13 protein-coding genes are annotated in these 12480 nt (G+C 52.4%); 10 read left to right on the top strand and 3 right to left on the bottom strand.

Going from position 1 to position 12480, the window contains the following annotated elements; genetic code table 11:
• Positions 1-159: 159 nt before the first annotated feature.
• Together SAQUA_RS20590 and SAQUA_RS20585 are read right to left on the bottom strand one after the other, a co-directional pair.
• On the bottom strand, positions 160-780 hold the full coding sequence (locus SAQUA_RS20590) for a DNA-binding protein (RefSeq protein WP_380678861.1): 621 nt from the start codon (positions 778-780) through the stop codon (positions 160-162).
• Between the two features lie 514 nt (positions 781-1294).
• Positions 1295-1864 (bottom strand): response regulator transcription factor, encoded by a 570-nt coding sequence (locus SAQUA_RS20585; RefSeq protein ID WP_380678863.1) that lies wholly within the window; start codon positions 1862-1864, stop codon positions 1295-1297.
• A 1074-nt stretch (positions 1865-2938) separates the two neighbouring features.
• On the opposite strand from SAQUA_RS20585, the gene SAQUA_RS20580 reads away from it, so the two are divergent.
• The 9 genes from SAQUA_RS20580 to SAQUA_RS20540 all read left to right on the top strand — a co-directional run bounded on the left by SAQUA_RS20580 (position 2939) and on the right by SAQUA_RS20540 (position 10823).
• Positions 2939-3484: a fimbrial protein gene (locus SAQUA_RS20580; RefSeq protein WP_380678865.1), complete on the top strand. Its 546-nt coding sequence runs from the start codon at positions 2939-2941 to the stop codon at positions 3482-3484.
• Positions 3485-3592: 108 nt separating this feature from the next.
• Positions 3593-4132, top strand: coding sequence for a fimbrial protein (locus SAQUA_RS20575; RefSeq protein WP_380678867.1), 540 nt, complete (start codon positions 3593-3595; stop codon positions 4130-4132).
• A gap of 13 nt (positions 4133-4145) precedes the next feature.
• On the top strand, positions 4146-6659 hold the full coding sequence (locus tag SAQUA_RS20570; protein ID WP_380678869.1) for an outer membrane usher protein: 2514 nt from the start codon (positions 4146-4148) through the stop codon (positions 6657-6659).
• Positions 6660-6776: 117 nt separating this feature from the next.
• Positions 6777-7544 (top strand): fimbria/pilus periplasmic chaperone, encoded by a 768-nt coding sequence (locus SAQUA_RS20565; protein ID WP_380678871.1) that lies wholly within the window; start codon positions 6777-6779, stop codon positions 7542-7544.
• A gap of 41 nt (positions 7545-7585) precedes the next feature.
• Positions 7586-8092, top strand: a complete 507-nt coding sequence (locus SAQUA_RS20560; RefSeq protein WP_380678873.1) for a fimbrial protein — start codon at positions 7586-7588, stop codon at positions 8090-8092.
• Complete coding sequence (locus tag SAQUA_RS20555; RefSeq protein WP_380678876.1) at positions 8089-8577, top strand: fimbrial protein; 489 nt, start codon at positions 8089-8091, stop codon at positions 8575-8577. Before SAQUA_RS20560 ends, SAQUA_RS20555 begins: the two co-directional genes overlap by 4 nt.
• Before the next feature lie 11 nt (positions 8578-8588).
• A complete protein-coding gene (locus SAQUA_RS20550; protein WP_380678879.1) occupies positions 8589-9065 on the top strand; it encodes a fimbrial protein in 477 nt (158 codons plus the stop codon).
• A 10-nt stretch (positions 9066-9075) separates the two neighbouring features.
• Positions 9076-9612 (top strand): fimbrial protein, encoded by a 537-nt coding sequence (locus SAQUA_RS20545; RefSeq protein ID WP_380678882.1) that lies wholly within the window; start codon positions 9076-9078, stop codon positions 9610-9612.
• 398 nt (positions 9613-10010) lie between these two features.
• The gene (locus SAQUA_RS20540) at positions 10011-10823 is read left to right on the top strand and encodes a hypothetical protein (protein WP_380678885.1); all 813 of its coding nucleotides are present in this window, start codon (positions 10011-10013) and stop codon (positions 10821-10823) included.
• Positions 10824-11095: 272 nt separating this feature from the next.
• On the opposite strand, the gene SAQUA_RS20535 is transcribed toward SAQUA_RS20540, so the two are convergent.
• A complete protein-coding gene (locus SAQUA_RS20535) occupies positions 11096-11233 on the bottom strand; it encodes a DUF2256 domain-containing protein (RefSeq protein ID WP_380678888.1) in 138 nt (45 codons plus the stop codon).
• A gap of 438 nt (positions 11234-11671) precedes the next feature.
• Between SAQUA_RS20535 and SAQUA_RS20530 the strand changes: the two genes are divergently transcribed.
• The gene (locus SAQUA_RS20530; protein WP_380678891.1) at positions 11672-12010 is read left to right on the top strand and encodes a hypothetical protein; all 339 of its coding nucleotides are present in this window, start codon (positions 11672-11674) and stop codon (positions 12008-12010) included.
• Positions 12011-12480: the final 470 nt, after the last annotated feature.

The following is a 12480-nucleotide window of genomic DNA, read 5'->3' as shown; positions in this document are numbered from 1 at the left end:
TTGAAAAAATCCATTGAGTGGATTTAATCATGTTTAGGTGCTCAGAAACAATTCTATATACTCTAAATAATTCGAGTTGCATGAAGGCGGCAACGCAGTGACAAATCGGTCAAAGAGCGATTTGAAAAGCGCCTGCGCTGGCCCGTAGGGTGAGTCTCATCAACGGTATACCGGTACGGGGCGGAGGGTATCGGTAAGACTGTCCCATACCTGTACCTCTGAGGTCGTCATACGCATCCCCTTTTTTCTCAGCACCGCTACGTCGGCTGCGATCCGCTGCATACCGAACCAAAACAGACCATCCAGCGCCGTCACCGCTAGTCCATTTTCCAGCGCCCGCTTAAGCCGCTCACGCGGCATTTTAATTTCCTTGGCAATCTCCCGGTAAGGCGCAGCGGTATCGCCTGAAGATCCTTCCCGGAAAATACGGGTTGATAAGCGGTATTGAAATTCATCCGGTACCTTACTCAAATCAGACTTCACGCTGTAAACACAACCAAAACGCCTGCCGTTAAACACGGCGCTTTTCCGACTGAGTTGCAATTCATCACGCAGATCGGCAATCAGTTGCGGGGCACGCACCAACAGCAAACGAAAGGGCAGCTCAAAGCTGGTGACATAATCCACATTCAGCAATGCGATACGCAGACGTTCGGCACTTCCAGCTCTAACCCGACGGCATTCTTCGATGACTTCGTTCCACTGCTGGGCAATACGCGGCGTTTCATTAACGTCCGCAAAGCTATATTTTTCAATCTGGTAATCAATACGTTCGACCATGCTGCTTTCCCTCCGCCTACCCATCGGTTACTTTATCAACGGCTTACGATAAGCGGAAGCCAATTTGCATTGGGTATTGAGGTGGTGCACAGCGCCTGACAGATTTCTGGTTTCCAGCAGAGAGCAACAGGAAGCGAAATCGGCGTATTTACAAGCCATATCATGCCAGCCGCAAATGCTTCTGAGCCAGGGCAGTTCGATTTCTTGGCAGCGTCTGATGAACGTGGCCGCTTCTATAATCATGTTCGAGGAAAGTCATAAGGGGAATGGTGGTGGCGATCTTTGGCTTCAGGTCGAAAATTCTGGGAAATGCCATAATCTCAACAGAGGGTTCAAGTGTATTTCTCACGCCTTCTTCTTCAATGCTGTATATCCCGGTGTCACAAGCGATGCAGTGTTTTTCACCCTGATAATGGTTCTGTCACCAGACGCAGTACCATGATCGTAACACAATAGGTGCTGCTAGCCAGCCCACCGTTTTGCGCAACTCCTGAAGATAATTGAAGTGTCGGGATTAGATCCCCAGCCTCTCTCCTCCCAAGGCTATGCCGCCTTGCAGTAACCAGTTATACAGGTCATGCGTGCGTTTGAATCCTAACTTACGCATGGCAGTATTCTTATGACGACTGACGGTCTTCACACTAATTTGCAATCTTTTGCCTATCTGATAAGGGGTCAGTTCTGCTGCGATACCCAGCAACACATCGCGCTCTCGAGCACTGATTTTGGGATACCTCACGTTATGATGGGGGGGGGCTGTCGGGGCGGAACTGAGCAATTCATCCAGCAGGCGTATCACGGCCTCCGGTTTTTCACGGAAGTTGATTTCTCCTCGCCTCCCTCCCCATAACATGTCACTTCGGGCGATAACTATTTTATGACGCTCGTAGCCGATGCTGTCCCGGGTCATTGCCCCCTCGACAATCAGGTCCGCCTTATTCAAGTCGACAACATGTTCGCGCGCAAAAGGCATAAAGATAACGTGCACCCCCTTACTGCGAAAATAGGTCTGAAGAATATGCTGCATACCTTGTATAAAGAATTGGTTACTGTCCCACAGGGCAATAACGATATGCAATCTCATTTTGATTCTCCAACTCCAGAAATTCATTTATATGGTTAAACATCTTTTACGATGGCGGTTTTGTCATTTGGTTTTTATCTCACATGGAAAAGAGACCGGGGCAGCAATATACCAGCGCAGGCTGTTATTGATTAACCCGGTAGACATATATGCCTTGTCATTTTTTACCAGCTTCATCAAATAACGTCGGGATGTATAAATGTCCATATCACAGAGGTCTGCGATATGTCGTGTCTTAGGCCATTGCATCTGTGGTGGGGGTAACATAGCTGTGGGGCAGTTAAAATTGCATAAAGTCTGTAAAGCCACCAGAATTCGCTCCATTTTCCTGCTTTTATTACATTGATTTTTCATGTTTTTCATCCTTGTTAATCAGTCTTGCGACTGTTTCTCCTGCAGGGGGAGAAACCCCAGAATGTGGGTCTTGCCTTAACCTTCATATACCCAGTGTCAGTTACCTGGCATTTTGCCTGTACCCACACTAATGCAGAGTATTAAATTACCAAATTACATTTCATCGATCAATAAGATCGCTATAACAACTATAAACAGAATATTATTCTTATTTGTTGATTTATAGCGAGCGTAAAAGTCGCGACCACATGAATAAATGAAGAAAGTAAGTTTATTATGGCGAAATTACGATGTTTATATAAAAAGACTTTTAAAAATAAAAATCAGCGGCAATAATTAGCCCCGAAATAATGACTAGGAACCATCTGAATAAATAGTGTTAATCTCAAGCTATTATTTTTATGAAATTAGGATTTTTTCTTAGGAATTTTCCATTGAATATAATTTAGCGCTCCTGGTGTAGATGCGCGTGGATAGTCATAATAAACGGATTTTCTTATTTTTTACTTTATTGTCGGCCCTCCGTTTATTCATCTGAGCACTCTAATTTCATAAAAAGGAAGGACCCTTTTTATACCAACCTGAAAGGATTCGCGTCAATGACGCATTCTCTCTTTGGCAGGAATGTTTCCCGTCCCTTGTTGGCTGAAGGCATACCATTAAATAGTGAATGCACTTTGACATAACTCGTTAATTAACGTTCTAAAGGAATGAACAAGTATGAAACTGACTAACATGGCACTGGCCACCGCAATCGCAATGACAGTGGGTATGAGTGCGTTCGCCAATGCAGACCAAGGATCCGGCAAAATCACCTTCACCGGCTCCATCATCGATGCACCATGTTCTATCGCCCCAGGCTCACTGGATCAGGTTATCCCGCTAGGTGCGGTATCCAACGTGGCCCTGGCTGCCAACGGCAATACCGGCATGTCCACCCCGCAGCCGTTCACCATCGAGTTGCAGGACTGCGTGATTGCTACTCCAGGCACCAAGGACAGGGTTAGCGTGACGTTTACTGGTGCAAGCTCTTCCTATGATACCGACAGCCTGGGGTTGATTGGCTCTGCGCAAGGGGCCTACATCCTGATGTCGCAAGCGGATGGCAATAAGGTCAAACTGTACACCCCAACTTCTGCCCAAACCGTCATCAACGGCAACAATACTCTGGCATTCACCGCAGCTCTGAAAGGCGGCGGTGCCAGCGCCACTATCGTCCCGGGCAGCTTCCAGGTGCCGACCAACTTTGTGTTGGACTACCAGTAAGCCATGCCGTCCTTGCCGTTGATGGAGCGTATCCCATGACGGCAAGGTTCAACCTGCGGTGTTCGCCGCAGGTTTCTTCCTCTATCGCTATCCACAGGGAGTGAGTCAATGAACAGGATGAATGTCGTAGTGCCTTCCCTGTTGCTGTGCTGCACTCTGACGTTTTCCGGGAGTGCCCTGTCTGCGGGTGAGTTCGGACGCGGGAGCGTCAGCATGGAAGGCGCCATCTTCGATACCCCTTGCACCATCGATGTGGGAGACCAGAACCAGACCGTGGTGGTCGATACCCTGACGATTGAAGAACTGGCGTACAAGGGGCAAGGGCCTGCACAGGCCTTTGCCATCCGCCTGGTGGACTGTCTCCTGCCACGCCCAGACCTGGGGCAGCGGGATAGACAACGGTTTGTGATGATGTTTGACGGTGAACGGGACCGTGAACACTTTGGCGTGGCCGGCACTGCCCAGGGAGTGGCGCTGCGGATACAGGATGCACGCGGCCAGGTTGCCATGCCGGGGGAAACCTTGCCAGTGGCGTTCATGCCGGGGGACCCGACGCTGCACTATCGGGTAAGCCTGGTGGCCAGCCGGATGCCGCTCAGGGCCGGGGAATATTATTCGGCCATCCGGTTCAGAATGGATTATTACTAAAGGGACTCTCTTCATGGCACGTTACTTTTCCCGCTCGCTACTAGCCATCTTGTGCCAGGCGGGGCTCGGGACCGGCGTATTGCTCGGGGCGGTGAGCGTGACCCAAGCGCGAGACATCCGCTTCAACACGGACGTTCTGGACCTCAAAGACCGGGGCAACATCGACTTAAGCCAGTTTACCCAGAAGGGCTTCATTCTGCCAGGCACCTACGAACTGGCGATCAACCTTAACAACATGGTGATGCCGGTGCGGCCGGTGACATTTCTAGCGCCGGACGATGACCCCAAAGGCAGCGAGGCCTGCCTGACACAGGAACTGGTTGAGCAGTTGGGGCTGACCGATGCCGCCCTGAAAGGGCTGACTTGGTGGCATGAGGGCCAGTGCCTCGACGTGGCTAGCCTTAAGGGGATGGAGGCGCAGGGAGACTTAGGCACCAACACTCTGACCCTCAGCGTGCCGCAGGCCTACCTGGAGTACAGCAGTGAGAACTGGGATCCGCCGTCGCGTTGGGAAGAAGGCATTCCTGGTATTTTGCTGGACTATAACCTTAACGGGCAGACCCAGCGCCAGAAAAGTAATGATAACAAGCAGACCAATACCCTGTCGGGTAACGGGGTGGCTGGGGCTAACCTGAGCTCTTGGCGGTTGCGGGCCAGTTGGCAGACACGCATCTCACACAAAACCGGCTCGGGGCAACCGAGTGAACAGAGCTTTGACTGGACGCAGTATACCGCCTACAGGGCGATTGCGCCGTTACGCGCCAAGCTGACAGTGGGGGAGGACTTCCTCAACTCCGACATCTTTGACAGTTTTCGCTTTACTGGTGCCGCTTTGATCTCGGACGACAACATGCTGCCACCGAACCTGCGCGGCTACGCGCCGGAAGTGACCGGTGTGGCCCGCAGTAATGCCAAGGTAGTCATCAGCCAGCAAGGGCGAGTCATCAAAGAAATCCTGGTCGCTACCGGTCCGTTCCGTATTCAGGACCTGGACAGTGCGGTCTCAGGCGTGCTGAATGTGCGTGTCGAAGAGGCCGATGGCAGTGTGCAGCAGTTCCAGGTCGATACCGCCACCATTCCGTACCTCACCCGGCCAGGGCAGATGCGCTTCAAACTGGCGGCGGGGCGGCCTTCCAACTGGCAACATCAGGTCAACGGGCCGCTGTTTGCCACCGGAGAGTTTTCCTGGGGCGTGAGCAACGGTTGGTCGCTGTACGGTGGTGGGCTGGGGGGCGAGAACTACTCGGCGCTGTCGTTAGGGCTCGGGCGAGACCTGATGGCCTTTGGTGCACTGTCAGCGGACGTGACGCAGTCGCGCGCCAGGTTGCCGCAGCAGGGAACCTTGGTGGGCGGATCTTATCGACTGAGTTACTCGAAACGCTTTGACGAGACCGGCAGTCAGGTAACCTTCGCGGGCTATCGTTTCTCTGACAACCGCTTTATGTCGATGGCCGATTATCTGAGTGCAAAAAACGATATCACTGGGGTGACGCCGAGGCGGGGAAAAGAGATGTATACCATTTCCTTCAACCAGCAGTTCGCCTCACTAGGACTGAGCGCCAACCTGAACTACAACCACCAGACTTATTGGAACCAGGCCACCAGTGACCGTTACAACCTGTCGTTGGCGCATTACTTCGACATCGGGCGTTTCCGTAACGTCAACCTATCGCTGACGGCATATCGTAACAACTTCAGCAACACCAAGGATGACGGCATGTACCTGTCGCTGTCGTTGCCGTGGGGTAATTCGGGGTCAGTTAGCTACAGCGGGTCTTATGCAGCGGGTGCGAACAGCAACGCAGTCAGTTACTTCGACCGGGTGGGGGATGCCGGCACCTACCAACTGCGGGCCGGGGTGACGGGCGGTGATGCTGACCTGAGCGGCTATTACTCGCATCGCGGTTCACTGGCACAGATTGAAGGGACAGCCAGCGTGCGGGGCAGAGAATACAACTCGATAGGGCTGTCACTGATGGGCGGCGCGACCCTGACGGCGCAAGGCGGGGCGTTGCACCGTACAAGTATGCTGGGCGGGACGCGCATGCTGATTGATACCGATGGCGTGGCCGGGGTGCCGGTGGGGGGCTATGGCAGTTCAGTCTACTCCAACGTCTTCGGCAAAGCGGTGGTGGCAGATGTGGGCAGTTATTACCGCAACAGTGTGCGTATTGATGTGGATAAGCTGGCGGATAACGCTCAAGCCACCAACTCGGTGCAACAAGGTACGTTGACCGAAGGGGCGATAGGATATCGTCACTTTGAGGTGGTGGCTGGTGAGAAGGCGATGGCGATTCTCCGTCTGGCTGACGGTTCGGTGCCGCCGTTCGGGGCTACGGTGCTGAACAATAAGCGCCAGGAGGCAGGGCTGGTGACCGACGGCGGCCTGGTGTTCATGAGCGGTCTGCAACCGGGCGAGACGCTGACAGTGCACTGGGACAATCAGGAACAGTGTCGGGTGACGTTGCCGCAGTCTATCCCGGCGGGCCTGATGAATACGCTGTTATTGCCCTGTGTGAAAGGGTAGTGGACAGGAGACTGGGGACACTGATGGCACAGGACACGTGTAGAGAACACAGAAAGTACAACAAATAGAGACAGCACAGCGAATACCCAAAGTTTAGCGAACACAGAGAGCAAGAAAATGACCCTAAAACGTATTTTTTTACCGAGCCTGCTGGCTGGACTAACGGTGAGCACGGTGCTGCCGACGGCACAGGCGGCTATCGCCCTGGACCGGACGCGGGTAGTGTTTCCGGGCAACGAGAAGTCAGTGAGCCTGACGGTACGTAACCAGAACCCGGAACTGCCGTACCTGGCGCAGGGGTGGCTCGAGGATGCGCAGGGCATCAAACTGGAGGGGACCAGTGCGTTTACCGTGCTGCCACCGGTACAGCGGGTGGAGCCGAAGGGGCAGACGCAGGTGAAGGTGCAAGCGATGCCGGGGGCGAACCTACTGCCGCAGGACCGGGAATCGCTGTTCTACTTCAACCTGCGTGAAATCCCGCCGCAGAGTGACAAGCCGAATGTGCTGCAGATAGCGCTGCAGACGCGCATCAAGCTGTTCTACCGCCCGGCGGCCCTGGCGGAGGCGGCGGCGAAGCAGCAGGCGACGCCCTTCCAAGAGCAACTGACACTAAGCAAAGCAGGTGACGGTTACACGGTGAACAACCCGACGCCGTACTTTGTGACTCTGGTCGGGGCCAGTGCGAAGAAGGGGGGCGAGGTGGTGAAGGGATTTGAGCCGCTGATGGTGCCGCCGAAGGGCAGTACGAGGCTGGGTGGCAGTGCGACTGCGCTGGGGGCGACCCCGGTGCTGGTATACGTGAGCGACTATGGCGGGCAGTTGGCGCTGACCTTCCGCTGTGGCGGAACGAACTGCAAGGTGGATGAGACGCAGCGCGACAAGTAACCCTTGGCGGGGAAACCGTAACGGAAGCACGAGAGACCATCATGGAAAAGAGAAGCGAGTTCGGCAAGACAGCACGGCTAGCCGGTGTGGCACTGGCGGCCCTGTTCTCTCCGCTGGCGCAGACGGCGAACGTGACGGTGTTTGTCACTGGCTCAGTGCTGGCGGCCCCTGCCTGCGTGCTGAACGGTAACAGCACGATAAACGTGAATTTTGGCAACGCCTTGCAGACCACCAATATCGACGGCAGCAACTATACCACCCCAGTGCCATTTACCCTGAGCTGTACCGGCAACCCATCGACGCTGCGGCTGCGCTTTCAGGGCGGGGTGAGTTCGTTTGCCAGCGGGGTGCTGGCGACCAATATAACGGACTTGGGGATACGGCTGTTGAAGCCGAACAACAGCACACTGAATTTGGATGAGTGGTTCCAGTTTACCTATTCGGCGACGCCACCGGCCATCAAGGCGGTGCCGGTGAAGCGGCCTGGGGCGACTTTACCGGGCGGGGCGTTCAGCAGTTCGGCGACGCTGCTGGTGGAGGTGCTATGAGACAGAGAGCGGTGATAGGGTGCGCCCTAACGTTACTGATGGTGATTGGCAGCACGTTGCCGGCGCAGGCGGTGATTGTGAATTTCAGCGGTACCTTAGTGGTGCCTCCGCCGTGTGTGATTAACGGCAACAGCAATATCACGGTGAGTTTTGGTCATGATCTGCTGGCCAGCCGGGTGGACGGGGTGAACTATGCCCAGGTCATTCCGTACGTGTTGGACTGCACGGGGGCGACGTCAACGTCACTGCGGCTGCAGTTGCAGGGTGGCGGAGCGGGGTTCAACCCGCAGGTGCTGGCAACCAGCAAGAGCAACCTGGGGCTAGCGCTGCGTAGTAACGGCAGTCCGCTGGCGGTGAACAGCTGGCTGAGCTTTGTTGACCCGGCGCGTCCTGTGCTGACGGCGGTGCCGGTGAAGGCCAGCGGAAGCACCCTGAACGGGGGCGCATTTACCGCGATGGCGACGCTGTTGGTGGATTACCAGTGAGGGCATGGACGATGAGAAACAACGCGGTTGCCCTGGTGCTGTGTCTGTGTCTGAGGCTGTTGAACGGAGAAGCGCAGGCGGTACAGGTGAACTTTAGCGGTACGGTGGTGGAGTCTTTGCCGTGCAGCATCAACAACAACCAGCTCATAGAGGTGGACTTTGGTGACGGAGTGATAATCCGCAACCTGGACATGACGCACTACCGCAAGACGGTGCCTTACCAGATAGTCTGCAGCGCACCGGGGGCGGTGCGGCTGAGCGTGACCGGTACGCCGACGCATTTTGACAGTGCGGCGATACAAACTAACGCGATGGGGCTGGGTATTCACCTGGAGCTGGCGGGAGTGGCATTTACCCTGAACACGCCGCGAAGTATCGACCTCGGCAATCTGCCGACGCTGATTGCGGTGCCGGTAGCGGACCCGGTGCAGCCGCCGAGTCCGGGGAACTTTACGGCGCGAGCGACGCTGCTGGCCGATTACCAATAGGAGCGTGGCAATGAAGCAATGGCATGAGGTATGGCGGACGCGGCTGTTCTTGGCAGCGCTGCTGATAACGCCTGTTGCGCAGGCGGTGGATAACCTGGCGTTCAAGGGGACGCTGGTGAATGCGCCCTGTACGCTGCGGCCGGGTGACGAGGCGGTGGTATTGGAATTTGGTTCAGTGATAGACAAGTACCTGTACAGATACACACGTACGCCGAGCCGGGCGTTCTCGCTGCACCTGGACGACTGCGACACGTCGGTGATGACGGGAGTGAAGTTGAAGTTCAGCGGCACGGAGAGTGTGCCGTTACCGGGGTTACTGGCGCTGGGCGGGACGAGCGTGGCCCGCGGGGTGGCGATAGGGATGGAGACGCAGGGCGGACAGGCATTGCCGCTCAATGTATCGGGACCTGTGACGCAGCTGACGGCGGGCAATATGGTGTTATGGCTGCAGGCGTATGTACAGGCGGAGCCGCAAGCCCAAAGCAGTCGAGGTATCGTACCGGGTCCGTTCAGTGCGACGGCGACCTTTGCGCTTGATTACCAGTAGCAGGTCTTTGGAGAACGCCATGTCGATAACACTGGAAAGTGTGCGGCGACAGGCTGATGACTGGTGGTGTCGGCAATGGCGTCATATTTCGGCGAGCAGCAATGTGTAATGTGGTATCGAATAGCTGGATGAATTGCTTTTGCCACATGCTGACGCGATGAGAAAATAAACTCGAGAACCACGAGGCGATGCTGGATTTTGCTTGCAGCATCATTGTCTGGAATAAAATCCTTTTGAGATAGGCTCTATACTCTAAATAATTCGAGTTGCATATAGGCGGCAAGTTCGAGAGTCGCCAGGAATATAGCCCACTATGTGACTGATACGAACGGATGCAGCCAACACCCATGCACTTGAAGTATGACGAGTATAACGATAACTATTGGTATAACAAACATATGAAAAAGATCATTGCTCTTATGCTGTTATTTTTTTATGAATCTTGCCTCGCAGCACAAGTATACCCCAAGACATGGGAGTTTCGGGTAATAGGCGGTGATCCACCGACATACTCCTTAAATTACTCTTGGGGGACTAATTATAGTATTAATAACAATAGTACAGTAAATTACTATGGTACCTCCTATTCCTATGGATTAAGGATGCGCTATACATTGCCTGGCTCACCGAATATTTGGCTTTTACAGGGGCAAAACACGATTCGTTATGTACCTGTAGTGTATGGTGATACATGGAATTCTCTGAATGATAAGTTCATTTCAACGTATGGCGCAAACGGTTCTGTCAGCGTTATCAATTCTGCATCGGGAAAAATTCCTGACAAGTTTGGTATATGTATTGGGATCTGGAACAACAGCAATAGCACTTTACAAGATTCTCCTCCGGGCGTTGATGCATGCCCTGAGCCAACAACAACACCACCCGTCGTAACGTCATGTGATGCATCCGCATCAGCCTCAATAAATCATGGAGGGCTATCCCCTGAACAAGTTTCTGGAAATGTGGCCAGCACATCTATTGTGGTTACGTGCACCCGCCCTGCTACCGCGCTAATAACCTCTTCAGTATCTTCATTATACTTGGGGAATAATATTTATTCGACAATCAGTATAGATGGAAAACAAGCTGGCAATAGTATATCCCTGCCACAAGGGGCATCCAATCATATTATTTCATCAAGACTATCCACAACAGCCGCTCTAGCTGGTTCATTTGGAGGCTCGCTGGTACTGACGTTAAATATACAATAATCGGTTATGTCGTATTAAGGAAAATAAGACGAAGAAATAGTTATTAGGCGGCTCATAGATAAAATTGTTCTGCTGGTGTCAATCCGTCGCCAGCAGGATTAAGCGGCAAACAACACAGAAATGCGCGCAAATGGCCCCAGCCCTACGGGGCGCGCCCCAAAGGCCCACTATCTGTGTTGTCGGGCTTGAACAGAGGGCCACTCTGTTCAAGCCTCAAAAAGTCGATTAACAGGCAAGACGGAATTATCGGCGATGCGGACGTGGAACCCCTATCAGCGTGTCTCTTTCTGACGCCGACATCGCTCAGAGCATTTACGCACGTCCTCCCAGCAATTTTCCCACTTTTTCCGCCAGCTAAAAGGACGTCCGCATACTGTACAAATTTTTGTCGGAAGTTCGCTCTTCTTCAAAGTGATTCTCCTGCGTCAAGTTTTGCCAGCAGCATTTGTCCGCATTGCCGGGGTGTTAAATAGCATACAAAACGGACCTGGCTTTTAAAGTGTTCCGCGCCTGATGAACCTCTAGAGAATATACGGCTTCAGATTAGCCTTGCCGTTTTACTGGTTCCTCAACAGGCCGGTTGGCCGTTAATATCATCAATAATCAGTGTTCGCAAAACCAGATTAGTGGTTGTTTAGAAAAATCATCCTTGTTGACTTACGCATGGAACGTCTGTTGCCGTGCCGTCAGTGCCAGGCTATTCTGTCCCGCTTCGAGTCCCAAAAAAATCAAGGAGTTAATGTGTTGGAATAATATCAATTTTTAAAATTTTATTTAGTATAAATCATGAGGTTATTTTATACATACGAGTCAGAGCACGCACCGTAACCAATCAAGGAAAAGCCATTGTGGAACCGGCTATCGCAGAATCAGTGAGAGACACCTACCGCGAGCAAACCAAGCGCTATGTTTATTTGCTTTTTGCTCTTCAGGCGATAGGGGCATCCTCACCACCGATCATCATCTCTCTGGGTGGATTGGTGGGGGAGGCATTAAGCAGCAATAAAGCCTTATCAACGCTACCGGTCAGCCTCTATAACATTGGCTTGGCATTGTCGGTATTGCCGGTAGGTGCACTAGGCTGTGTCCTTCAATTGCACGCGAGCGCCGCTGGCGGTCATTTGCGCGCATTTTTGCGTTGCTCGCCGTTTCTTTTTTCTTCCCAGCCTATAATAACGGCTTATTAATATTTGACGATATCTATTTTTTGCTAACCAATGCTATATTCCTCCTATTAATACAAAACTTGCTATTATCTTTATTTAAATAAGCTAAAAAGAGTTATTTAAAAATCTACTTTTCTATTAAAAAAACTCATTGCGGAGTTTAAATCTAATTTATTATACAAGTTTTCCGTACCGGAATAGAATTTTAAATATTAAGGTGATCTTAAATTTTATTTGCAAAAAAACTATAAAAATCAATCAATTGATGAGTGTGCTGCCTTTGGGTTTTTTTTTGACAAATGGGCCCGTGACGTGAAAAATAGCCGGGCTTTCTCAGTGGTAATCAAGAGAAGGTATTTATGCTCGTCATACTTCAAGTTGTTTGTGTGTTGGCTGCGCTTGCTCAGTCTAGCCACATAGTTATCTATGTCCCTGGATATTTATAAGACCGCCTTAATGCAACTGGAATTATTTAGAGTATATATATTTAC

Source organism: Serratia aquatilis, assembly GCF_044865145.1.
GTDB classification, from domain to species: Bacteria; Pseudomonadota; Gammaproteobacteria; order Enterobacterales; family Enterobacteriaceae; genus Chania; species Chania aquatilis.
The sequence above is the reverse complement of the archived record's forward strand: the minus strand, read 5'-3'. Positions and strand labels throughout refer to the sequence as shown.

Bases quoted from the DNA above. Each gene is read 5' to 3' on its own strand.
- SAQUA_RS20565 (WP_380678871.1), top strand. From the start codon at position 6,777: ATGACCCTAAAACGTATTTTTTTACCGAGCCTGCTGGCTGGACTAACG.
- SAQUA_RS20550 (WP_380678879.1), top strand. From the start codon at position 8,589: ATGAGAAACAACGCGGTTGCCCTGGTGCTGTGTCTGTGTCTGAGGCTG.
- SAQUA_RS20585 (WP_380678863.1), bottom strand. From the start codon at position 1,864: ATGAGATTGCATATCGTTATTGCCCTGTGGGACAGTAACCAATTCTTT.
- SAQUA_RS20545 (WP_380678882.1), top strand. From the start codon at position 9,076: ATGAAGCAATGGCATGAGGTATGGCGGACGCGGCTGTTCTTGGCAGCG.
- SAQUA_RS20555 (WP_380678876.1), top strand. From the start codon at position 8,089: ATGAGACAGAGAGCGGTGATAGGGTGCGCCCTAACGTTACTGATGGTG.
- SAQUA_RS20575 (WP_380678867.1), top strand. From the start codon at position 3,593: ATGAACAGGATGAATGTCGTAGTGCCTTCCCTGTTGCTGTGCTGCACT.
- SAQUA_RS20570 (WP_380678869.1), top strand. From the start codon at position 4,146: ATGGCACGTTACTTTTCCCGCTCGCTACTAGCCATCTTGTGCCAGGCG.
- SAQUA_RS20560 (WP_380678873.1), top strand. From the start codon at position 7,586: ATGGAAAAGAGAAGCGAGTTCGGCAAGACAGCACGGCTAGCCGGTGTG.
- SAQUA_RS20580 (WP_380678865.1), top strand. From the start codon at position 2,939: ATGAAACTGACTAACATGGCACTGGCCACCGCAATCGCAATGACAGTG.
- SAQUA_RS20540 (WP_380678885.1), top strand. From the start codon at position 10,011: ATGAAAAAGATCATTGCTCTTATGCTGTTATTTTTTTATGAATCTTGC.
- SAQUA_RS20590 (WP_380678861.1), bottom strand. From the start codon at position 780: ATGGTCGAACGTATTGATTACCAGATTGAAAAATATAGCTTTGCGGAC.